Source organism: Nocardia sp. JCM 38205 (assembly GCF_058222935.1).
Genome location: NZ_JBYHFL010000004.1, coordinates 534,191 through 556,263 on the forward strand (window position 1 = coordinate 534,191; position 22,073 = coordinate 556,263).

The following is a 22,073-nucleotide window of genomic DNA, read 5'->3' on the forward strand; positions in this document are numbered from 1 at the left end:
CGTCGGCAGATAGTGTTCTCTACGTGGCTGCTTCCCAACGAGTGCGTACCCGGGTGCCCGCGCCGCAACGTTCGATCCTGCCGTCGGTGCCGGGCGTCCCGGCCGGTGCGGCGGTCCTGATCGCGGTTGCCTGCACGTTTCTGGGCTTCCTGATCGATGCCCTCGGTGACGGCACCGAGCTGACCGGCTCGTTCACCGTGTTCTACGTCATCGGTTGCGTCGCGGCCGTGCTCGCGGTGCGGTTCCGCGGCCTGTTCACCACCATGGTGCTGCCACCGCTGCTGCTGTTCGTCGCGGTGCCGCTGGCCTATCAGCAGCTACTCGGAAAGCCCTCGACCTCGATCAAGGACATCCTGCTCAACCTGGCCATGCCGCTGGTGCACCGCTTCCCCACCATGGTGCTGGCCACGGTGATCGTGCTGTGTGTCGGCGGCGCGCGGATCGCGCTGAATCGCGCCGAACGCGCCACGGCGGCCGAGTCGCAGGCCCGGCGTGGCACCAGTTGGGGACGCAGCGCCGTGCAGGAGCGGCCGCGCGGCGGCAGGAAGAGCGCCCAGCCGAAGAAGGGTTCGCAGTCACTGGCGGGCGCGGCGCGCAATCGCGGCAGGCGCGCCACCGACGACTACAACGATGCCCCCGAGCCCGCCTCGCGTCCGCGGCGGCAGGGCAAGCGCCGTCCGCCGCCGGTGGCCGAGAACCCGCCCCGGCTCGCGGCCGCCGCCCGCTCGCGGGAAGGCCGCCCGCGTGACGCGGCCCGGCCTGCACCGGCGCCGCGTCCGGATATGGAACCCGTCCGCGGTGCCGCCCGGCGGCGCACCGAACCCCCACCGCTGCCCCAGCCGACGGTGCGCTACCGGGATCGGGAATCGGGCCGTATCGAACGCCGGGGACCAGACAGCCGCTGAGCCCCGACGGCAGGCCAAGCCCCGCAGGCAAGGCCCAGCGCGGCGACCACCCCGCCACGGGTGGAGCTCCTCCCACCGAAAGAGCTTCCTCACTTACCCCGGGTAAGTGTCAACTTGCACGGCTGACAGCGACGCTCTCGCCCTGATTCAGCGACGCGACTCGCGCAACTCCCGCGGCAGGGCGAACACCAGCGTCTCGTTGGCCGTGGTCACCGGCTGCACATCGGCGAAGCCGTGCTCTTCCAGCATGTCGAGCACCCCGCGCACCAGGATCTCGGGCACCGAGGCGCCGGAGGTGATGCCGATCGTCCGCACACCCTCCAGCCAGGCCGGATCCACCTCACGCGCGTAATCCACCAGGTAGGCGGCCTTGGCGCCGGCGCCGAGCGCGACCTCGACCAGCCGCACCGAGTTCGACGAATTGCGGGAGCCGACCACGATCACCAGATCGCATTCCGGGGCCATCGCCTTGACCGCCACCTGACGGTTCTGGGTGGCGTAGCAGATGTCGTCGCTTGGCGGATCCTGCAAGCCGGGGAAACGCTCACGCAGCCGCGACACCGTCTCCATGGTCTCGTCGACGCTCAGCGTGGTCTGCGACAGCCAGATCACCTTGGACTCGTCGCGCACGCTGACCTTGTCGACCGCGTCGGGCCCGTCGACCAGCTGCACGTGGTCGGGCGCCTCACCGGCGGTGCCCTCGACCTCTTCGTGGCCTTCGTGACCGATCAGCAGGATGTCGTAGTCGTCGCGGGCGAAGCGCTTGGCTTCCTGATGCACCTTGGTGACCAGCGGGCAGGTGGCGTCGATGGTGCGCAGATTGCGGGCGGCGGCGGAGCTGTGCACCGCCGGGGAGACGCCGTGCGCGGAGAACACCAGCAGCGCGCCTTCGGGCACTTCGTCGGTCTCGTCCACGAAGATGACCCCGCGCTCGCGCAGGGTCTCCACCACGTGCCGGTTGTGCACGATCTCCTTGCGGACGTAAATGGGGGCGCCATGCTTGTCGAGCGCCTTTTCCACGGTTTCCACCGCGCGATCCACACCGGCGCAGTAACCGCGGGGCTCGGCCAGCAGCACGCGCTTGTCGCCGTCGGCACCTCCCACGCCGTCGGAGCGGACAGAGCGGGCGATTCCGACATTCAACGGTATTGCCGAGGACATGCCCACAGGATACGTGCGCGCTATGGCGATCACCCGCTCGGATGCGAGCGAGATAACACGCGAACACCCGGCCCCCTTTTGCACATCCCGCCATTTCGGGCAGGCTAGGACCATGTTCCGACCACCGTTTCTGGCCCGCGTAGCCGCTGGTGCCGCCGTCTACGCCATCGAGGAGACTCGACGGCTGCCGACGGCGGCGGTGAATTTCCCGATCACCGCGATCAGTCAGCTGCTGCAGACCACCATGCACGTCCAGCAGTTCGTCACCAGTCTGGCGCTCAAGGGCGACGCCGTCTTCGATCGCCTGTCCAACCGCGCCGTCGAGCAGCCCGCCTGGGCCACCTTCGACGAGGATGAGGCCCAGCCCTCCGGCACCGCCTTCGGCCGGGCCAGGACCAGCAGTTTCGACAGCTTCGGCAGCGATGCCGAGCTGGCCGAGTTCCTCATCACCGAGACGCTGGCGGGTGCGAAGGCCGGACGCAACGGACATGCGGCCACGGTCAGCCCGCTGCGCGAGTCGGCCACCGGGGTGCAGCGCGAAGCCGAGGAACCGCGCGAGGCCGAAGCGCCCGCCGGCGAGGCCGAAGCCACCGGTGAGACCACGGCGGTCGCGGAGAGCACCCAGCCGGAGGCCGAGCAGGCCGAGGTCGTCGCACCGGAGGTCGCCACCCGCTACGACTACGACACCATGACGCTGGCCCAGCTGCGGGCCCGGCTGCGCATGCTGACCATCGACGATCTGACCGCCCTGCTCGACTACGAGCAGCGCACCCGCGCCCGGGCGCCGTTCGTCACCATGCTGACGAACCGGATCGCCACCGTGCGGGCCCAGTGACCGAACCCTCCTCGCCGACGACGGCCGGCCGGGACGCCACCGGCCGGCCCGAACGCGCCGCGCCCGCCAATTCCGCCGACAACCCGTGGCCGGTGCGTTCGGTCTCGATCAAGGTCGCGCAGTGGATCGAGCGGCTCGGCAGCGTCTGGGTGGAGGGCCAGATCACCCAGATCTCGCTGCGGCCGGGTACCCGGACCGCCTTCCTGGTGCTGCGCGATCCGTCGGCCGACATGTCGTTGTCGGTGACCTGCGATCCGGCACTGATCCGTAACTCCCCGCTGCCGCTGCACGAGGGCAGCCGGGTGGTGGTGTACGGCAAGCTCTCCTTCTTCACCGGCCGCGGCACGCTGTCGTTGCGGGTCACCGAGATCCGCGCGGTCGGGGTGGGTGAACTGCTGGCCAGGATCGAACGGTTGAAGGCGCTGCTGGCCGCCGAGGGCCTGTTCGATCCGCGGCTGAAACGCCCGATTCCGTTCCTGCCCAGCACCGTCGGGCTCATCACCGGCCGCGCCAGCGCCGCCGAACACGATGTGCTGACCGTCGCGCGCACCCGGTGGCCCGCCGTGCGATTCGAGATCCGCAATACCGCGGTGCAGGGGCCGACGGCGGTGCCGCAGATCATGGCCGCGCTCAGCGACCTGGACCGTGATCCCGCGGTCGAGGTGATCGTGCTCGCCCGTGGCGGCGGCAGCGTGGAGGATCTGCTGCCGTTCTCCGACGAGGCGCTGTGCCGGGCCATCGTCGCCGCGACCACGCCGATCGTCAGCGCGATCGGGCACGAACCGGACAACCCACTCAGCGATCTCGTCGCCGACGTGCGCGCCGCCACCCCCACCGACGCCGCCAAACGGATCGTGCCCGACGCCGCCGCCGAACTGGCCGGGGTGCGTGAGCTGCGCGCCCGCTCGGCCGCCGCCCTTCGGGGCTGGGTGGACCGCGAAACCCGCGCCCTCGATCAACTGCGTTCCCGGCCCGTGCTGGCCGATCCGCTGCGCGAACTGCGCCATCGGGTCGACGAGGTGGAGCGGCTGCGCACCTCCGCCCGGCGCTGCGCCGAACACCTCATCAGCACCGAATCCACCGCCACCCGGCACCTGCGCGAGAAGCTGACCGCGGTCGGCCCGGCCGCGACCATGGCCCGCGGCTACGCCGTCGTCCAGCGCGTCACCGGCCGCGAACGGCATGTGGTGCACAGCATCGACGACGCGCCGGCCGGCACCCAGCTGCGCATCCGCGTCGCCGACGGCGCCATCTCGGCCGCCGCCCTCGGCACCACCGCGCTCGGCACCAGGGCTGTCCCGCCCGAGTCCGGCCGCAGCGCGGACACCGAGTCCGGACCGGGTCGCTGACCGAACCGCCGGACCCGGCCCCGCCCACCGCGAACCACCGACCCACCGAGAGGACCGACCTTGCCCGACTCCGCCGCCGATCAGCCGACCGACGATCTGGCCGAGATCGCCACCTTCGGCTACGAACGCGCCCGCGACGAGCTGGTCAACGTCGTCAAGATGCTCGAACAGGGCGGCCTGGACCTCGACGAATCCCTGGCCCTGTGGGAGCGCGGCGAGGCGCTGGCCAACCGCTGCGAAGAGCACCTGGCCGGTGCCCGCAAACGCGTCGAGGACGCCCTCTCGCGGGCCGAAGTGGACGGCGAACAGCAGTGAGCATCCGCCGCGCCACCCCCGATATCCGCACCGCAGACATGGCGGCGAGCCGGGCGTTCTACCGGGGACTCGGCTTCACCGAGGCGATGGACCTCGGCTGGGCCGTGATCATGGCCTCGCCGTCGAATCCGACCACGCAGGTCGTGCTCGTGGGCCCGGAAGCCGAAGGGCCACAACCGGATATGAGCGTCGAGGTGGACGATGTCGACGCCGTGCACGCACAGCTGCTCGCCGCGGGCGCGGACATCGTCTACGCGCTGCGCGACGAACCGTGGGGTGTGCGCCGGTTCTTCGTGCGCGATCCCAGCGGCACCGTCGTCAACGTCGTCACGCATCGCGAGGACAGCTGATCGCCGCGCGGGCGCGCTGCCCTTCGGCCGACGCGTGTGGCTCGGTGCGGCCGGTTACCGCTTCTTCGGCATCGGCTGCGCCGTGCTGACCGCTTCGGCCAACGTGGTGAACGCGGCGTCGTCACCCGCCCCGCGGATCAGCACCCTGCTCTGGCCGAAATCGGCGATCCAGGCCGACTCCTCGCCGGGCTCGTCGTAGACCACCCATTTCTGGGCGCCGATATCCCGGGTGCCGCTGGCGTACCGGGAGCCGAGGATGTGCCGGGCGAGCGCGACCTCGGTGGCGTTGCTCTGGTTCAGCTCCATGTAGGTGCCCTCGGGCGTGATGTAGCCGATGGTGCTGACGGTGCCGCCGCCCTCCTCGGTGATGGTGTCGCGGCTGCCCGAATTCGGCGTCCAGCCCTGCGGCAGGGCCGGTTCACGGATCGGGAAGGTCAGGTTGTCGGCGTCGGACTGCAGGGCCGCCTTGGCGTCGAAGCTGGGGATCTGGCCCTGCGTCGGGCCGTCGCCGGCGAAGCTGCATTGACTGGTCAGCCCGGCGAAAACCACGGCGATCAGCGCCAACGGGATCAGCGACCAGACCAGATCCCGGTAGTCGTTCATGATGCGTGGCTTTTGGTTCGGCACGTTCCCAGTATCCACTCGCGACGCCGATCACACCGGTACGGCCCCGCCCCTGCCCAGGTGTGCACGGACGCCTGCCTGCGGAATGAGACAATTGTCCGCGTAAGTACGAGCCAAGGAGGCACACCGCTATGACGGCATCTTCGCCCGCCCCGAGCCGCCGCGAGGCGCCCGACCGCAACCTCGCACTGGAACTGGTCCGGGTCACCGAGGCAGGTGCCATGGCCGCGGGCCGCTGGGTCGGCCGCGGTGACAAGGAAGGCGGCGACGGCGCGGCCGTCGATGCCATGCGCCAGCTGGTCAGCTCGGTGTCGATGAAGGGCACCGTGGTCATCGGCGAGGGCGAGAAGGACGAAGCGCCCATGCTCTACAACGGTGAGCTGGTCGGCAACGGCGACGGCCCCGAGGTCGACTTCGCCGTCGACCCCATCGACGGCACCACGCTGATGTCGAAGGGCTCCCCCGGCGCCATCTCGGTGCTCGCGGTGGCCGAACGCGGCGCGATGTTCGACCCGTCGGCGGTGTTCTACATGCACAAGATCGCCGTCGGCCCCGATGCCGCGGGCGTGATCGACATCACCGCCCCCATCGCCGACAACATCCGCAAGGTCGCCAAGGCCAAGAGCTCGTCGGTCTCCGATCTCACCGTGTGCATCCTGGATCGCCCGCGTCACGCCGAGCTCATCCAGCAGGTGCGCGATGCCGGCGCCCGCATCCGCCTCATCTCCGACGGTGACGTCGCCGGCGCCATCGCCGCTGCCCGTCCCGATTCGGGCACCGACATCCTGGTCGGCATCGGCGGCACCCCCGAAGGCATCATCGCCGCCGCCGCCATGCGTTGTATGGGCGGCGAACTGCAGGGCATGCTCGCCCCCAAGGACGACGAAGAGCGCCAGAAGGCCATCGACGCGGGCCACGATCTGGACCGCGTGCTCAGCACCGAAGACCTCGTCTCCGGCGAGAACGTCTTCTTCTGCGCCACCGGCGTCACCGACGGCGATCTGCTGCGCGGCGTGCGCTACTACGGCGGCGGCGCCTCCACCCAGTCGATCGTCATGCGGTCGAAGTCCGGCACCGTCCGCATGATCGACGCCTACCACCGCCTGACGAAGCTGCGCGAGTACTCCTCGGTCGACTTCCACGGCGACGACGACGCCAACCCGCCCCTGCCGTGATGACGCCCTGAAACAGATGCCGCGACGCCGCCCGAAGGCGGCGCCGCGGCATTGTTCTGGCACTGCCGTGCCTGAAACTCATTGCCCAGCAATTGTTCAGCATGTCGTTTGGTTCACATTCTCCCGGGTAATATTCACGCGGACACCAGCTCAGTAATGGTCAAGCGAACAGTTGCCACGTTCGCCGAGCCCTTGCTGAGCGTCGGCTCCGGTTCGCGTGTGGCTTCACCGCAGCGTTGCGGGAGCCCGCGTGGCCACTCTCGAGAGGATGGACATGCACCACTTCGCTCGACGTACCGCCGGATTCACCATGGCGATCGCCGCTTCGGGACTGCTCGTGGCCGGTTGCGGCGACGACTCCGATACCAGCGACCAGATCGGCAGCAAGATCGGCAGTGTCACCGCCCAGATGGGCGAGGGCACCGCGACCGCCACCCATGCGCCCGGCGAACACGACGCCACCGGAACTCCCGGTGGCACCGCGGGCGAAACCCCCGGCGGCACCGCCACCGCCACCGGCGCCGAGACCCCGGGCGCGGCGGGCGAGACGAAGTTCAACACCCCGGACGGCGAGGTCACCGTCTCCGGTGTCATCTACTCCAAGTACCTCGAATCCGGCGGCCAGAACAGCCCGCTCGGCATGCCGGAAGACCCCGAGGAGACCGGCCCGAACGGCGGCCGTTACCAGGACTTCGAGGGCGGCACCATCTACTGGAGCCAGGATTCCGGCGCCCACATCGTGTGGGGTGACATCCGGGAGACCTGGGAGGAGAACGGCGGCGCCAACGGCAAACTCGGCTACCCCGTCACCGATGAGGAAACCCTGCCCGACGGCAGCAAGAAGAGCGAGTTCACCGGCGGCACCATCACCTGGATGAACGGCGAGACCACCGTCACCGAGAAGTAGTCATCGACCTCGGCCGGGTGCGCAGGCGTTGTCCGGGCGCGCCCGGCCGGGACGTTTTTCGACCAATGCGTCGATCGGCCGCACTGCGATACCCCCACAGTGCCCCACGTGATCCACACAACGGCTAGGTTGGTGCGGTGCAAACTCTCTTGACCGATCGCGAACTGCTCGAGTCGCTCGCGGTGGAGGTGGAACTGAACCTTCGCCGCCACATCGAGGCGGCCGACGGCTGGCAGCCGCACGATTACGTGCCGTGGGACGACGGGCGCAACTTCGGCTTCCTCGGCGGCACCGACTGGGAGCCGGACCAGTCCGAGCTCAGCGAGGTGGCCAAGCTGGCGCTCACCGTCAGCGTGCTCATCGCCGACAATCTGCCCTCCTACCACCGGGAGATCGGTAAGTACCTGCGCACGGGTGCGTGGTGGCGCTGGGTCGGCCGGTGGACGGCCGAGGAGAACCGGCACGAGATCATGATCCGCAACTACCTGATGGTCACCCGTGCCGTCGATCCGGTGGAGCTGGAGCGGCTGCGCATGGATCACATGACCAAGGGCTTCCGCCGTGAGCCGCTGCATCTGCTGGACGTGCTGGCCAACGGCGCCTTCGAGGAAGCCGCGTCGGCGGTGCGGCACCGCAATACCGCCGCGTTGAACGAGAACCCGATCGTCACCGCCATCAGCGAGCGCATCGCCGTCGATGACGAACTGCAGTCGGTGTTCTTCGCCAACCTGATCGACGCCGCCTTCAGCCAGGTGCCCGATCAGACCATGCGCGCCGTCGCCGATCGCATCGCCGCCTTCCACGTGCCCACGGTCACCCTGCCCGACGGTCGCAGCAGCGACGAGGTGCTGGCCGAGGCGGGCATCTACGACCCGGCCAAGGAGGGCGAGCTGGTCTTCGCTCCCCTGCTGCGGCGCTGGAATGTCTTCACCCGCACCGATCTGGGCGAAGCCGGCGAGGCGGCCCGCGCCGAGCTCGCTCACCTGCGCGGCTGACGATCTGCGTTTCGCCCGCTGATCAGCGGTAATTCCGGATATCGTTGACCGGTTCGACGCACATCCGCACAACCGGAAGAAGGTGAGAGCAGTGATCCTCGATCTGGTAGCAGCAATTCTCAGCTTCGTCAGCGACGTCATCACGATCTCCGCCGATTGACGGCAACGGCCCGTTCGATGTCATCGAACGGGCCGTTTTCGGATCCGCTCGCGCTACTTCTTCTCGTCGACCTTCGCCATCGCCAGCACATCCAGGCGGCGATCCAGTTCCTCCACGGTGAGTTCGTCGCCGATGAGTCCGCGGTCGATCACCGTCTGCCGGATCGTCTTCTTCTCCTTCAGCGCTTCCTTGGCGACCGCGGCCGCTTCCTCGTAGCCGATCGCCGAATTCAACGGCGTGACGATCGACGGCGAGGATTCGGCCAGCGTGCGCAGATGCTCCTCGTTGGCGACCAGTCCGCTCACACAGCGATCGGCGAACAGCCGGGACACGTTGGCCAGCAAGCGAATCGACTCGAGCAGATTGCGGGCCATCACCGGGATGTAGACGTTCAACTCGAAGTGCCCGTTCGCCCCGCTGAACGCGACGGCGGCATCGTTGCCGATCACCTGCGCGGCGACCTGGGTCACCGCTTCGGGCAGTACCGGATTCACCTTGCCAGGCATGATCGAACTGCCCGGCTGCAGGTCGGGCAGTTGCAGCTCGGCCAGGCCGGTGAGCGGGCCCGACCCCATCCAGCGGATATCGTTGGCGATCTTGGTCAAGCTGACGGCGATGGTGCGCAGCGCGCCCGAGGCCTCCACCAGACCGTCCCGCGCGGCCTGTGCCTCGAAGTGGTCCTCGGCTTCGCGTAGCGCGTCGATGCCGGTGCTGCGCACCAGTTCCGCGACGACCAGCCCGCCGAATCCCTGCGGTGCGTTGAGCCCGGTGCCGACGGCGGTACCGCCGATGGGCAGCTCACCCAGCCGGGGCAGCGTCGCCATGATCCGGTCGATACCGGCCGCGACCTGGCGGGTGTAGCCGCCGAACTCCTGACCGAGGGTCACCGGGACGGCGTCCATCAGATGGGTGCGCCCCGATTTGACCACCGTCTTCCACGCGGTGGACTTGTCGAGCAGCGCCAGCCGCAGGTGGTCCAGGGCGGGCACCAGATCGGCGATGACGGCCTCGGTCGCGGCCAGATGGGTTGCGGTCGGGAAGGTGTCGTTGGACGACTGCGACATGTTCACGTCGTCGTTGGGATGCACCTCGACCCCGCGCGCCTTGGCGATGGAGGCGATGACCTCGTTGGCGTTCATATTGGAGCTGGTGCCCGAGCCGGTCTGGAACACGTCGATCGGGAACTGATCGTCGTGACGGCCCTCGGCGATCTCGGTGGCGGCGGCGATGATGGCGTCGGCCTTGGTGGCCTCGAGCAGGCCGAGGTCCCGGTTCACCTTCGCGCACGCGGCCTTGAGCAGCCCCAGCGCACGGATCTGCGCGCGCTCCAGGCCGCGGCCGCTGATCGGGAAGTTCTGCACGGCCCGCTGGGTCTGCGCCCGCCACAGGGCGTCCACCGGAACGCGGACCTCACCCATGGTGTCGTGTTCGATGCGGTACTCGGTCTGGTCGCTTCGCTCACTCATAGTCCGACCATATGCCGCACCCGCCGCACGTGGGGACGCCACGCCTGACGCTTATCTCACAGGGCTCGACGCCCGGGGGACGGGAATAGCCGCGGCCGGAAATGGCAGACCCCCGGACCACGCGGGCCCGGGGGTCTGTCGCTATCTCCGTCAGGCGTTGGGCCCGTATTCCTCCAGCATCTCCGTCACCAGTGCCGCGATCGGCGAACGCTCACTGCGGGTGAGCGTGACGTGCGCGAACAGCGGATGCCCCTTCAGCTTCTCGATCACCGCGGCGACGCCGTCGTGGCGGCCGACGCGCAGATTGTCGCGCTGGGCGACGTCGTGGGTGAGCACCACCCGCGACCCGGTGCCGAGCCGGCTCAGCACCGTCAGCAGCACATTGCGTTCCAGCGATTGCGCCTCGTCGACGATCACGAACGAATCGTGCAGCGAGCGCCCACGAATGTGGGTGAGCGGCAACACTTCCAGCATGTCGCGGCTGAGCACCTCCTCCATGACCTCGCGGCTGGCCAGCCCGTCGAGAGTGTCGAAGACGGCCTGGGCCCACGGCCCCATCTTCTCGCTCTCGGTGCCGGGCAGATAGCCCAGATCCTGGCCGCCGACCGCGTACAGCGGACGGAACACCACCACCTTGCGCTGGGTGCGCCGCTCCAGCACCGCTTCCAGTCCGGCCGTCAGCGCCAGCGCCGACTTGCCGGTGCCCGCTCGCCCACCGAGCGAGACGATCCCGACGCTCTCGTCCAGCAGCAGGTCCAGGGCGATGCGCTGTTCGGCCGAGCGCCCGTGCAAGCCGAACGCCTCACGCTCACGCACCAGCTGCACCCGCTTGTCCGGCGTGACCCGGCCGAGTGCGCTGGAGCTGGAACCGAGCAGCCGGATCCCGGTGTGGCAGGGCAGTTCCCGCGCCTCGTCGAGGTCGATGGAGCCTTCGCTGTAGAGCTCGTCCACCCGGTCGGTGGTGACATCGAGTTCCACCATGCCCGACCAGCCCGAGGTGACCACGTCCTGCGCGTGGTACTCATCGGCCTGCAGACCCACCGAACTCGCCTTGACCCGCAACGGAATGTCCTTGGACACCAGCACCACGGTGTGGCCGTCAGCGGCGAGATTGAGCGCGCAGGCCAGGATGCGGGAATCGTTGGTGTCGGTGCGGAACCCGACCGGCAGCACCGTCGGATCGGTGTGGTTCAGCTCCACCTGCAGCGTTCCGCCCTCGGTGCCGATCGGCAGCGGCTCGTCGAGCCTGCCGTGCTGCACCCGCAGATCGTCGAGCATGCGCAGCGCCTCACGGGCGAACCAGCCGAGCTCGTGGTGGTGCCGTTTGCCTTCGAGTTCGCTGATCACCACCAGCGGCAGCACCACGTGATGCTCGCCGAAGCGGGTGACCGACCAGGGATCCGATAGCAGAACCGAGGTGTCGACGACAAAGGTTTTGGTGCCTTTCTTCACGGTGCGAGAGTTCGCCGATGGGGCGGAAACGGAGCGTGTTGTAGTCACGGTGGGCTCCTTTGTGTCTGCGCGGCACCCGCATCAGACAATCTCGCTGGACCGGTCCGTCCTGAGGGATCCGACGCTGGCGTCAGATGCCACGAGGGCCGGGTGCCGGCCCCCTCGTACTGAATGGCTCAGTCACGGTCAGGACCTCCCGCGCGAGCCACAACGACGCGACTCGCATCCACGACGCTACCGGCTGTCGGTGGTTGCGCGCTCGGGGAACGGCAGGCGTGTCGGTGAATTCGTCGTTAACGCACCGCCGATGGCAGCTATCACCGCTGGTCGGACTGCGTTTCCGGTGGTGGCGCCGCCGTCGGCACGATCTCGGCGGCCGGCTGCGGGCTGGTTGCTCGATCGCCGGATTCGACACGCGGGTCCCCACTCCCGCGCCGGCGGATTAGAGTCGCGTTATGGCCGGTACCGACGATCTCCAGCAGCTGTCGTCCAAGGAACTGCACGACCGCGCGGTCAAGCTGGCCGTGCGCCGCGGCGACATCAAATTCTTGTGGAACCTGCTCACCCGCATCCCCGCCGCCGAGGCCACCGCGGGCAAGGCAGGCGAGAGCGAAGCAGACATCACCTGGGTGCTGCCGTTGATCGATGACTACGTGCACGCAGGCGACGGCGAGCTGGCCGAGGCGCTGCGCCCGTTCTACCTCGATTACCTCGCCAAGCATTCCTGACCTGCGCGCGGCTCGCATACCACTCACCGGGACGCACCCAACCTGGCGCCAACCCTCCCGGTCGATACTCGATGTCGACGTCCACACGATGGGCCATCGATAACTGAACACTCGACCCGCCCGTGTGGAAGACCACCGAACTTTCCCGCCCCGCCAACGACGCCGGGGACCGGCCGCCAGCGAAGTCGGCACGGAGACGGTCGAGCGGACACACCCGCCCAGCGCTGCGGGGTTACGAGCGCAGCGACTGCCGCACCCGCGCCGCCTCGCGGGTCAGATGGTCGCGCTCGGGCGCGCTGGAGGCCACCAGGGCGGCTGCCGCGTACAGCTCGGCGGCCTGCTCGAGATCGCCGGCCCGCTCGAGCAGATAGGCGCGAACCGCGCGGTAGCGGGGCAGGTCCGGATCCACCTGCTGCAATTCCGCAAGACCGGCGCGCGCTCCGTCGGCCTCGCCGACCGCGACCGCGCGGTTGAGCCGCACCACCGGGCTGCCGGTGAGCTTCAGCAACTCGTCGTACCACTCCACGATCTGCACCCAGTCGGTCTCGGCGGCGCTCGGGGCATCCGCGTGCAGGGCGGCGATCGCGGCTTGCGCTTGGTATTCACCGAGCCGGTCGCGGGCCAGCGCCGCCTGCAGGATCGCCACGCCTTCGGCGATAAGGCCGGTGTCCCAACGGGTCCGGTCCTGCTCGGCCAGCGGGATCAACCGCCCGCCCGGCCCGGTGCGTGAGGCCCGGCGGGCCTGGTGCAGCAGCATCAGCGCGAGCAGGCCGGCGACTTCCGGGTCGTCGGTCGTGGCCGCCAGCTGACGGGTGAGGCGGATCGCTTCGGCCGCCAGGTCCAGTTCACCGCTGTAGCCCTCGTTGAAGACCAGGTACAGCACCCGCAGCACGGTCGCCGGATCGCCCGGCCGGTCCAACGGCAGCTCGGCGATGCGCCGTTTGGCGCGGCTGATCCGTTGCGCCATGGTCGCTTCGGGCACCAGATACGCGTTCGCGATCTGCCTGGTGGTCAGGCCGCCGACCGCGCGCAACGTCAACGCGACGGCCGAACTCGGCGACAACGACGGGTGCGCGCACAGGAAATACAGCCACAGCGAGTCGTCGGCATCGGGCACCGGCCCGCGCGGCGGCTCCGACTCGACCGCGAGTTCTCTTCCCCGCCGCGCGGATTCGGCGCGGGCGGCGTCGAGGAACTTGCGCCACGCCGCGGCGACCAGCCAGCCCTTCGGATCGCGCGGTGGGTCCTGCGGCCAGCTCTCCAGCGCGCGGATCAACGCCTCCTGCACGGCGTCCTCGGCCGAGCCGAAATCCGCTCCGCGCCGGACGAGGACGCCGATCACCGCGGGCACCAGCTCCCGCAGCAGTGACTCGTTCACTCGGTGACGGTGGGCGCCGCGGCGAACAACGGCCGCAGCTCGAGCCATTCCTGGATCGGTTTGCCGCCGGCGCCGGGCGCCGCCGACAGTTCCGCCGCAAGCTCGAGAGCGCGCTCGTAGGTGTCGACGTCGATCATCATCCAGCCGGCGATCAGGTCCTTGGTCTCGGCGAAGGGACCGTCGGTGACCGGCGGGCGACCCTCGCCGTCGGAGCGGACGAAGGTGCCCTGGGGTGCGAGCGCCTGACTGTCGACGTATTCGCCGGTGGATCGGAGCCGGGCGGCGAAATCTTCCATGTACTGAATGTGGGCGGTGACTTCGTCCGGGGTCCACTGGTCCATCGGCACGTCGTTGGTGGGCGCCGGGGCGCCGCGGTAGTGCTTGAGCAGCAGGTACTTGGCCATTGTCTTCTCCTCGGGATGTCGGTCTGGGGTCAGGCGCGCTGACGTTCGTCGCGTTGCCGGATCAACTCCTCGACCGGCGAGGGCAGGGTGGTCTCGAAGTCGATGAGCTTCACCCACGTCGGGGTGATGACGATGCGGACCATCCGCTCGTAGAGCGAACGCACCTCGGCTTCCCACACCGTCCGCTGCTCCGGAGTCATCTGGTAGCTGCCGTTCATCTGCAGATACTCCTCCGGGATGCCCTCGACCTCGTCCAGCTCGGCCCGGCCCCGGATCAGCAGCAGCTTGGGCGGATGCACCTCGGTGTCGATGGTCAGCGCCACCTGCGGGTTGCGCCGCAGGGCGGGCAGTTTCGGAGCGTTCGTGGTGGTGCACAGCACGACCTGCGCGCCGTTCCAGGTGAACCCGATCGGGATATTGCGCGGGGTGCCGTCGAGTGCCACATAGGCCAGCCTGGTCAGATCGCGAGCGAGCAGCTCCCGGCTGAGCGGGCGTTCGAGAATGTCGGTGATCTGGTGCTGTTCCATCGATGCGCTCCTGTGTCGGTGCCGTCGAGCGAGCCGTTATCGGCTGCTCGTACCCCTGGGACGGAGCCCGCCCTACATTCTCGACATCCCCGGCGAAGAATTTCGGAGAATTTTTTCGACCGGGCCGAAAACGGCGCCGCACCGGCCGCTACTCGGGGTCGCCGACCAGGTGATCGCGGGCGGCTTCGAGGATCCGGCGGGAGAGCTCGGCGTCGCCGGTGGCGCGCGCGAGCATCAGCGCTCCGGCCATGGTCGACAGTTCGACCAGCAGGTCCGGGTCGGTGGTCGAGCGGTCGTCGAACTCGGCGAGTTTGCCGATCATGTTCTGGATGCCGTCGAGGTAGGCCTGGCGCAGCGGACTGTCGGCGGGCGCTCTGGCGACGTCGGCCGCGGTCGCCGCGATGCCGCACCCGTTGGCGGGGGTGTCGCGGTGGGCGGTGGACAGATAGCGCTGGATGAAGGTGCGCCGGGCCGCCGCGCCGTCCGCGCTCGCGGCGCGGATACGGTCCATTTCGTCGATCTTCTCCGCGTACGCAGCCGTGCAGGCCTGCGTGACCAGGTCTTCCTTGGACCGGAAGTGCCGGTAGAAACCGCCGTGGGTCAGTCCGGCGGCGGCCATCAGCTCGGGGACGGTCATCGCGGCCGCCCCATGTTCGCGGACCTGCGCGGCGGCCGCGTCGAGGACCTGCCTGCGGTGCGCTTGCGCCTGTTCGCGGGATGCTCGCGGCACATCGGCTCCTTCCATCGTTCGGCGCGCACGGAGGGCGCGGTCGGTCAGGACAGTCTTGCGCATCCGTATAGATGATGATCATAATCTAAATCGGTCGAGTGGTGACGCTCCCTCCCCGAGCCGACCAGGGACGTCCGGATCGGCGGGGATGACTCGAAAGAGGCGAAGATGACCAGAATCGAAGGCTCGGTCGCGCTGGTGACCGGCGGACAGCGCGGACTCGGGCGCGCGTTCGTGGACGAACTGCTGCGGCGCGGGGCCGCGAAGGTCTACGCGACGGCCCGGACACCGGCTCCGAGCGACGATCCGCGCGTGGTACCGCTCGCGCTGGATGTGACCGATCCCGATTCCGTCACCGCTGCGGCGCTCGCTGCGGGAGATGTCGACATCGTCGTCAACAATGCGGGCGCGCTACTCCCCGCACCCCTGCTGACAGCCGAAATAACCGACGTGCAGGCCACTTTCGATACGAATGTGTTCGGCCCACTCCGGGTCGCGCAGGCCTTCGCGCCGATTCTGGCGGCCCACGGTGGTGGCGCGCTGGTCGATATCCATTCGGTGCTGTCCTGGGGCTCCGGTGCCGCGGCCTATGGCGCCTCGAAGGCCGCGTTCTGGTCGATGACCAATTCCCTGCGGCTCGAGCTCGCCGCACAGCGCACCCAGGTCGTCGGGGTGCATCTGGGCTTCGCCGATACCGAGATGGTCGCCCAACTCCCGGTCGACAAGATCGCCCCCGCCGCAGTGGCGGCGGCGGTTTTCGACGGCGTCGAGAAAGGTGAGATCGAAGTGCTCGTCGATGAGGTCTCGCGCCGGATGAAGGCAGCGCTGTCCGGCCCCGTCGAAGATCTCGCCGTGGCCATCGGCCGCTGAGACCGCCGAACCCGAAAGGACCAGCCATGCCGCTGTGGCACATCTATCACCCCGCGAACACCTACTCCGACAAGGACAAACAGGATTTCGCCCGGGACATCACCGACCTGTACACCAGCTTCGGCCTGCCGGCGTTCTACGTGGTCGTGCTGTTCAAGGAAACCGCCGAACCGGACTTCTATGTCGGCGGTAAACCGGCGGCCGACACCGTCCGGATCGTGGTGGAACACCTCGCCCGTCATCTGGACGATCCCGATATGCGTCGCCGCTCCACCGACAGACTCGATTCGATCATGGTCCCCTACACCCGCGACCGCGGCTTGCACTGGGAATTCCACACCTACGAATCCCCGCGCGATCTGTGGAAGATCGCCGGCCAGTTCCCACCGCAGGCAGGCAGCGATGCCGAGAAGGCGTGGGCGCAGGCAAACGCGCCGATCCCGTACTGAACGGCTGCGACAGAAAGCAGATCTGCCCACCGGCGCGGCACAGCCGGTGGGCAGATCTTTCCGATGCGCGGGCGGGCGGGCGAACCCCACTGCCGCGCAGGGCTATTCGAGTTCGGCGCCGGTGCGGGGCGCAGGCGCGGCCTCGAGCCGGGTGAACTCGTCATCGGTGAGCAGCCGGGAGCGGATGAGGAAGCGCACGCCTTCGGGCGCTTCCAACGAGAATCCGCTGCCACGGCCGGGAACCACATCCACGGTGAGGTGGGTGTGCTTCCAGTACTCGTACTGATCGGCGCTCATCCAGAACGGCGTATCCGCGGCGACCGTCCCGAGCAGCACATCCGAGGCACCCACACGGAACTCCCCGCGCGGGTAACACATCGGCGAGCTGCCGTCGCAGCATCCGCCGGACTGGTGGAACATGACCGCGCCGTGCCGCCGGATCAGACCCTCGAGCAGCTGCTCGGCCTGTTCGGTGATCTCGACGCGGGTCACGTCCTCGGCCATCAGAAGAATCCGAGCTTATTCGGCGCGTAGCTGACCAGCAGGTTCTTGGTCTGCTGGTAGTGATCGAGCATCATCGAGTGGTTCTCGCGCCCGATGCCGGACTTCTTGTATCCGCCGAACGCCGCGTGCGCCGGGTAGGCGTGGTAGCAGTTGGTCCACACCCGTCCCGCCTTGATTCCGCGACCGAGCCGGTAGGCGGTGTTCATATCCCGGGTCCACACGCCCGCGCCGAGACCGTAGAGGGTGTCGTTGGCCAGCTTCAACGCCTCATCGGTGGAGTCGAAGGTGGTCACCGAGACGACCGGGCCGAAGATCTCCTCCTGGAAGATCCGCATATCGTTGCTGCCCTTGAACACCGTCGGCTCGATGTAGTAGCCGCCGGGGAACTCCTCGACCTTGCGCGGCCCGCCGCCGGTGAGCACCTCGGCGCCTTCCTGACGGCCGATGTCGATGTAGGACAGGATCTTCTCGTACTGGTCGTTGCTGGCCTGCGCGCCGATCATGGTGGCGTCGTCGAGCGGGTTGCCGCTGACGATGGCCTTGGTGCGTTCCACGCACCGCGCCATGAACTCGTCATAGATCGAGGAGTGGATCAGCGCACGCGAGGGACAGGTGCACACCTCGCCCTGGTTCAGCGCGAACATCACGAAACCCTCGACGGCCTTGTCCAGGAACTCGTCGTCGGCGGCCATGATGTCGGGCAGGAAGATGTTGGGGCTCTTGCCGCCGAGCTCCAGCGTCACCGGAATGATGTTCTCGCTGGCGTACTGCATGATGAGCCGTCCGGTGGTGGTCTCACCGGTGAACGCCACCTTGGCCACCCGCGGGCTCGACGCCAGCGGCTTGCCGGTTTCCACACCGAAACCGTTGACCACGTTGAGAACTCCCGGCGGCAGCAGATCCGCGATCAGCTCGACCACCTTCAGGATCGAGGCCGGGGTCTGCTCGGCGGGCTTGAGCACCACCGCGTTACCCGCCGCCAGCGCGGGCGCCAGCTTCCAGGTGGCCATCAGGATCGGGAAGTTCCACGGGATGATCTGACCGACCACGCCCAGCGGTTCGTGGAAGTGGTAGGCGATGGTGTCGCCGTCGATTTCGCTGATCCCGCCCTCCTGGGCGCGGATGGCGCCGGCGAAGTAGCGGAAGTGGTCGATGGCCAGCGGCAGGTCGGCGGCCTTGGTTTCGCGGACCGGTTTGCCGTTCTCCCAGGTCTCGGCGACCGCGAGGGCTTCGAGATTCTCCTCGATCCGATCGGCGATCTTGTTGAGGATATTGGCGCGCTCGGCGACGGAGGTGGCGCCCCAGCCGTCGGCGGCGGTGTGCGCGGCATCGAGGGCCAGTTCGACGTCGGCGGCGGTCGAGCGCGCTACCTCGGTAAAGGTCTGCCCGTCCACCGGTGACGGATTCTCGAAGTACTGCCCCTCGACCGGAGCCGTCCAGTCGCCGCCGATGAAATTGTCGTAGCGGGCGGCGTAGCTGACGATGCTGCCCTCGGCACCTGGTTTCGCGTAGGTCATGTCGCATGCTCCTCATCGAGTCGGCGGATAGCACGAGCAACCGTTCGTGACGCAGACCACTATCGCGATCTTGGGTTGGCAGAAGGTTGACTACCGAGGTGACACGACGAACCCGCAGGTCATCCGGGTGGATCAGGAACGGAGGGCGGTGTGCAGCCGGGCCGCGGCGACGGCCCGGCGCCCGTCGTTGGGCGGCAGCAATCGCAGTGCGTGTTCGTGGATCTCGATATCGTCGGGCGCCCGCTCGCCGTAGCGCAGCGCGTGGTCGGGCTCGTCGTCGGACAGCACCGCCGTGCGCACCGCGACCTCGAGGTGATCGCGCCACTCCACGATCCCCGGCGTCTGCGAACCGGGCAGCAGCGGCCCGCGATACATCCGCACCGCGGTGGCCGTGTCACCGGCTTCGAGTGCGCCGAGCAGATCCACGGCGTCGCAGGACAGCGGGGTGGTGAGCTGGTAGACGCGGTTGGCGATCTCACCGCCGGTGGCCCGGCGCAGGTGTGAGACATCGGCCTTGAGCGTGCTCGAGGTGGCGGGCCGGTCGCCGTAGATGGCGTAGTGCAATCGTTCCGGGGTGAACCCGTCGGGTTCGAGCGCGAGCAGCGTGAGGATCTCAAGTTGGCGCGGCCGCAACCGCACCGGGTGCCCGTCGCGCACCAGGCGGGAGCCGCCGAGGCAGGTCAGCCGGACGCCCGGGCGGGTGGCGGCCGCCGCGTGCAGCCGCGCCTCCACCGCGGTGACCAGCGACTGCACCGTCGACATGGCCAGCGGATGCGAACGGTCCCACGTCGAGGAGAGATCGAGCACGCCGAGCCTGCGCCCGTCGGGGGCGTGGATCGGCGCGCAGTAACACACCCAGCCGTGCAGGGCCGCGACCAGATGTTCGGCGGAGAACACGGTGCTGGGTTTGCCGGTCTGCATGGCAAGCGACAGTGCGTTGGTGCCCATATGTTCTTCGTCCCAGCGGCCACCGGGCGCGAAATTGACCTGTTCGGCGCGGCGGCGCATCACCGGCCCGCCGAAGGACCACAGGATGGTGCCGCTCTCGTCGGTGACCGCGGCGACATAGCCGGCGTCGTGGGCGACATTGTGCAGCTGGTCGGCGAGCTGGGTGACCGGTTCGCGTAGCGGGGACTCGGCCCAGCGGGCACCGACGTCGGCGGAATCCACGGCGGGTGCGCTCGCGGTGGCCGGGTCGACGGTGCGCACCGAACGCATCCAGGATTGCGCGACCTCGCTGCGCAGGCCGGATCCGGCGACTCGGGGCAGCACGGGATGCGACCTGCCGGGAACCCAGCGGGACCATTCCTTTTCCAGCGCGGCTCGCTGCTCGGCGAGCGTGCTGTGTGCCGCCATCTATGTCTTCCTGGTCACATCTTCGACTACTTCCATCATGCCGCACCGATCCGGGGATCGGTGCGGCAGTCGACGGAAAATCAGCTCAGATGGTGCACCGGGCCCATCCCGTAGACCGGTGTCGGGATGCCCTCGTAGCGCGCTTTGAGTTGCAGCGCCAGATACAGCGAGTAGTGCCGGGATTGGTGCAGGTTGCCGCCGTGGAACCACAGCCCCTCCTGCCTGGTCGGCTTCCACATATTGCGCAGCTCGCCTTCCCACGGGCCCGGGTCCTTGGTGGTGCCGGAACCATAGCCCCAGCATTTGCCCACCTTGTCGGCGACGTCCTGGCCGATCAGATCGGCGGCCCAGCCGTTCATCGAGCCGTAGCCGGTGGCGTAGACGACCAGATCGGCGGGCAGTTCGGTGCCGTCCTCGAGGACGACGGCGTCCTCGGTGAGCTCGCGGACCTCGCCATGGGCCAGTGCGATCTTGCCGTCGGCGATCAGTTCCGAGGCGCCGACGTCGATGTAGTACCCGGAGCCGCGGCGCAGATACTTCATGAACAGGCCCGAACCGTCGTCGCCCCAGTCGAGTTGGAAACCGGCGCGCTCGAGCCGGTCGTAGAACTCGGCGTCGCGCTCCCGGATGGCCTGGTACACCGGGATCTGGAACTGCGGCATGATCCGGTACGGCAGCGAGGCGAAGGTCAGATCGGCCTTGTCGGTGGTCATGCCCGCCGCGAGGGCGCGTTCGGAGTACAGATCGCCGAGGCCGAGCTCCATCAGCGAATCCGAGCGCACGATGTGGGTCGAGCTGCGCTGCACCATCGTCACCTCGGCGCCCACCTCCCACAGCGCCGCGCAGATGTCGTGGGCGGAGTTGTTGGAGCCGATGACCACCGCGCGCTTGCCCGCGTAGGCGTCCGGGCCCGGATGCTTGCTCGAATGATGCTGTTCGCCCCGGAAACGGTCCATCCCAGGGAAATTCGGGATATTCGGCTTACCCGACATGCCGGTGGCGAGCACCAACTGGGTCGGCCGCAGTTCGATGGCCTCGCCGTCGCGCAGGACGTCGACTTCCCATTCACCCGCGATCTCGTCGTAGGTGGCCGAGGTGCAGGTGGTCTTCGACCAGTACGGCACCTCCATCACCCGGGTGTACATCTCGAGCCAGTCGCCGATCTTGTCCTTGGGGGTGAACACCGGCCAGTTGTCCGGGAACGGCAGATACGGCAGGTGGTCGTACCAGACCGGATCGTGCAGGCACAGCGACTTGTACCGTTTGCGCCACTGGTCGCCGGGACGTTCGTGCTTGTCGACGACCAGCGCGGGCACCCCGAGCTGACGTAACCGCGCGCCCAGCGCGATCCCGCCCTGCCCGCCGCCGACCACCAGCACATAGGGCTGACGGCTGCGCCCGAGTTCCCGTTCCTCCTCAGCGCGGCGCTCGGACCAGGTCACCCGGTCCGGGTCGGCGCCGTGCACCACACCACGCGGCCGGCGCGGGCCCTTGCTCTCCTCGTGCCCTTTGAGTTCGCGCAGGCTGGTGAGCAGCGTCCACGCGCCTTCATCCTTGAGCCGCAGGTGCCCGACCGCGCGGCCGGCGGCGGTCTCGAAGCCGATCCACGCCGTGATCACCCCACCGTCCTCGGTGGGCTCTTCGGTGGTGTGGAAGTTGCCCGGATCGGTGCCGTTCAGCCGCGCGCGCAGCATGTCGGCGATATCCTCGCGGCCTTCGAGGGTCTTGATGTTCCAGGTGAAGGCCACCAGGTCGCGCCAGAAACCGTCGAGGGCGAACATCGCGGCCGCGGCCTCCACATCGCGGTCCGCCAGCGCCCTCTCGAAGTCCCGCAGCCAGGCATCCACCCGCTGCTGCGGTGTCTGCGTATCGGGCGTCGGCTCCAGTGTCCGGGTCATCGGATTCTCCTTCTCCAG

The 22,073-nt window shown here is 68.6% G+C and carries 23 protein-coding genes; 11 read left to right on the top strand and 12 right to left on the bottom strand.

Annotated elements, in window-relative coordinates; all coding sequences use genetic code 11:
- The first annotated feature begins 23 nt into the window (after window positions 1-23).
- The gene (locus tag AC4HOU_RS18015) at window positions 24-905 is read left to right on the top strand and encodes a DUF6542 domain-containing protein (RefSeq protein ID WP_309139020.1); all 882 of its coding nucleotides are present in this window, start codon (window positions 24-26) and stop codon (window positions 903-905) included.
- 147 nt (window positions 906-1,052) lie between these two features.
- Here AC4HOU_RS18015 and AC4HOU_RS18020 read toward each other — a convergent pair whose 3' ends face one another.
- A complete protein-coding gene (locus tag AC4HOU_RS18020; protein WP_163815156.1) occupies window positions 1,053-2,066 on the bottom strand; it encodes a 4-hydroxy-3-methylbut-2-enyl diphosphate reductase in 1,014 nt (337 codons plus the stop codon).
- A 112-nt stretch (window positions 2,067-2,178) separates the two neighbouring features.
- On the opposite strand from AC4HOU_RS18020, the gene AC4HOU_RS18025 reads away from it, so the two are divergent.
- From AC4HOU_RS18025 to AC4HOU_RS18040, 4 genes are read left to right on the top strand one after another with little or no spacing between them, the layout of a single operon-like run.
- A complete protein-coding gene (locus AC4HOU_RS18025) occupies window positions 2,179-2,901 on the top strand; it encodes a lipid droplet-associated protein (RefSeq protein ID WP_490724805.1) in 723 nt (240 codons plus the stop codon).
- The gene (gene xseA / locus AC4HOU_RS18030) at window positions 2,898-4,250 is read left to right on the top strand and encodes an exodeoxyribonuclease VII large subunit (protein WP_490724806.1); all 1,353 of its coding nucleotides are present in this window, start codon (window positions 2,898-2,900) and stop codon (window positions 4,248-4,250) included. Before AC4HOU_RS18025 ends, xseA begins: the two co-directional genes overlap by 4 nt.
- 60 nt (window positions 4,251-4,310) lie before the next feature.
- Window positions 4,311-4,565: an exodeoxyribonuclease VII small subunit gene (locus AC4HOU_RS18035; protein WP_138457264.1), complete on the top strand. Its 255-nt coding sequence runs from the start codon at window positions 4,311-4,313 to the stop codon at window positions 4,563-4,565.
- Window positions 4,562-4,915, top strand: a complete 354-nt coding sequence (locus AC4HOU_RS18040) for a VOC family protein (RefSeq protein ID WP_163815150.1) — start codon at window positions 4,562-4,564, stop codon at window positions 4,913-4,915. The genes AC4HOU_RS18035 and AC4HOU_RS18040 overlap by 4 nt, the downstream gene beginning before the upstream one ends.
- A 54-nt stretch (window positions 4,916-4,969) precedes the next feature.
- On the opposite strand, the gene AC4HOU_RS18045 is transcribed toward AC4HOU_RS18040, so the two are convergent.
- Window positions 4,970-5,542, bottom strand: coding sequence for a DUF4245 domain-containing protein (locus AC4HOU_RS18045; RefSeq protein WP_175585964.1), 573 nt, complete (start codon window positions 5,540-5,542; stop codon window positions 4,970-4,972).
- Window positions 5,543-5,670: 128 nt separating this feature from the next.
- On the opposite strand from AC4HOU_RS18045, the gene glpX reads away from it, so the two are divergent.
- The 3 genes from glpX (at window position 5,671) to AC4HOU_RS18060 (ending at window position 8,616) form a co-directional block, all read left to right on the top strand.
- A complete protein-coding gene (glpX, locus tag AC4HOU_RS18050) occupies window positions 5,671-6,714 on the top strand; it encodes a class II fructose-bisphosphatase (RefSeq protein ID WP_163815148.1) in 1,044 nt (347 codons plus the stop codon).
- A gap of 250 nt (window positions 6,715-6,964) precedes the next feature.
- Window positions 6,965-7,621: an LGFP repeat-containing protein gene (locus AC4HOU_RS18055; RefSeq protein ID WP_280498794.1), complete on the top strand. Its 657-nt coding sequence runs from the start codon at window positions 6,965-6,967 to the stop codon at window positions 7,619-7,621.
- Window positions 7,622-7,758: 137 nt separating this feature from the next.
- The gene (locus AC4HOU_RS18060; protein WP_195019981.1) at window positions 7,759-8,616 is read left to right on the top strand and encodes an acyl-ACP desaturase; all 858 of its coding nucleotides are present in this window, start codon (window positions 7,759-7,761) and stop codon (window positions 8,614-8,616) included.
- 213 nt (window positions 8,617-8,829) lie between these two features.
- Here AC4HOU_RS18060 and AC4HOU_RS18065 read toward each other — a convergent pair whose 3' ends face one another.
- Both AC4HOU_RS18065 and phoH2 read right to left on the bottom strand, forming a co-directional pair.
- A complete protein-coding gene (locus tag AC4HOU_RS18065; RefSeq protein WP_163815144.1) occupies window positions 8,830-10,242 on the bottom strand; it encodes a class II fumarate hydratase in 1,413 nt (470 codons plus the stop codon).
- 150 nt (window positions 10,243-10,392) lie between these two features.
- Complete coding sequence (gene phoH2 / locus AC4HOU_RS18070; RefSeq protein WP_195019982.1) at window positions 10,393-11,742, bottom strand: RNA 5'-3' helicase PhoH2; 1,350 nt, start codon at window positions 11,740-11,742, stop codon at window positions 10,393-10,395.
- A gap of 407 nt (window positions 11,743-12,149) precedes the next feature.
- On the opposite strand from phoH2, the gene AC4HOU_RS18075 reads away from it, so the two are divergent.
- Complete coding sequence (locus tag AC4HOU_RS18075; protein ID WP_163815140.1) at window positions 12,150-12,422, top strand: hypothetical protein; 273 nt, start codon at window positions 12,150-12,152, stop codon at window positions 12,420-12,422.
- 232 nt (window positions 12,423-12,654) lie between these two features.
- Here the strand turns inward: AC4HOU_RS18075 and AC4HOU_RS18080 are convergent, their stop codons facing one another.
- From AC4HOU_RS18080 to AC4HOU_RS18095, 4 genes are all read right to left on the bottom strand, one after another.
- A complete protein-coding gene (locus AC4HOU_RS18080) occupies window positions 12,655-13,800 on the bottom strand; it encodes an RNA polymerase sigma factor (protein ID WP_163815138.1) in 1,146 nt (381 codons plus the stop codon).
- Complete coding sequence (locus AC4HOU_RS18085; RefSeq protein ID WP_163815136.1) at window positions 13,797-14,204, bottom strand: YciI family protein; 408 nt, start codon at window positions 14,202-14,204, stop codon at window positions 13,797-13,799. Before AC4HOU_RS18085 ends, AC4HOU_RS18080 begins: the two co-directional genes overlap by 4 nt.
- Window positions 14,205-14,233: 29 nt before the next feature.
- On the bottom strand, window positions 14,234-14,731 hold the full coding sequence (locus AC4HOU_RS18090; protein ID WP_490724807.1) for a pyridoxamine 5'-phosphate oxidase family protein: 498 nt from the start codon (window positions 14,729-14,731) through the stop codon (window positions 14,234-14,236).
- A 148-nt stretch (window positions 14,732-14,879) separates the two neighbouring features.
- Window positions 14,880-15,461: a TetR family transcriptional regulator gene (locus AC4HOU_RS18095; protein ID WP_163815125.1), complete on the bottom strand. Its 582-nt coding sequence runs from the start codon at window positions 15,459-15,461 to the stop codon at window positions 14,880-14,882.
- Window positions 15,462-15,629: 168 nt separating this feature from the next.
- On the opposite strand from AC4HOU_RS18095, the gene AC4HOU_RS18100 reads away from it, so the two are divergent.
- A complete protein-coding gene (locus AC4HOU_RS18100; protein WP_195019984.1) occupies window positions 15,630-16,331 on the top strand; it encodes an SDR family oxidoreductase in 702 nt (233 codons plus the stop codon).
- A 26-nt stretch (window positions 16,332-16,357) separates the two neighbouring features.
- Complete coding sequence (locus tag AC4HOU_RS18105; protein WP_163815121.1) at window positions 16,358-16,780, top strand: tautomerase family protein; 423 nt, start codon at window positions 16,358-16,360, stop codon at window positions 16,778-16,780.
- 102 nt (window positions 16,781-16,882) lie between these two features.
- On the opposite strand, the gene AC4HOU_RS18110 is transcribed toward AC4HOU_RS18105, so the two are convergent.
- From AC4HOU_RS18110 to AC4HOU_RS18125, 4 genes are all read right to left on the bottom strand, one after another.
- Window positions 16,883-17,284 carry a DUF779 domain-containing protein gene (locus AC4HOU_RS18110; RefSeq protein ID WP_163815119.1) on the bottom strand — a complete coding sequence of 134 codons (402 nt, stop codon included), beginning with the start codon at window positions 17,282-17,284 and terminating at the stop codon, window positions 16,883-16,885.
- On the bottom strand, window positions 17,284-18,801 hold the full coding sequence (gene adh, locus AC4HOU_RS18115) for an aldehyde dehydrogenase (RefSeq protein WP_163815116.1): 1,518 nt from the start codon (window positions 18,799-18,801) through the stop codon (window positions 17,284-17,286). The genes AC4HOU_RS18110 and adh overlap by 1 nt, the downstream gene beginning before the upstream one ends.
- 132 nt (window positions 18,802-18,933) lie before the next feature.
- Entirely contained in the window at window positions 18,934-20,157 is a 1,224-nt protein-coding gene (locus tag AC4HOU_RS18120) for a helix-turn-helix domain-containing protein (RefSeq protein WP_195019986.1), read from the bottom strand.
- Window positions 20,158-20,237: 80 nt separating this feature from the next.
- The gene (locus tag AC4HOU_RS18125) at window positions 20,238-22,055 is read right to left on the bottom strand and encodes an NAD(P)/FAD-dependent oxidoreductase (protein WP_195019987.1); all 1,818 of its coding nucleotides are present in this window, start codon (window positions 22,053-22,055) and stop codon (window positions 20,238-20,240) included.
- Window positions 22,056-22,073 lie beyond the last annotated feature (18 nt).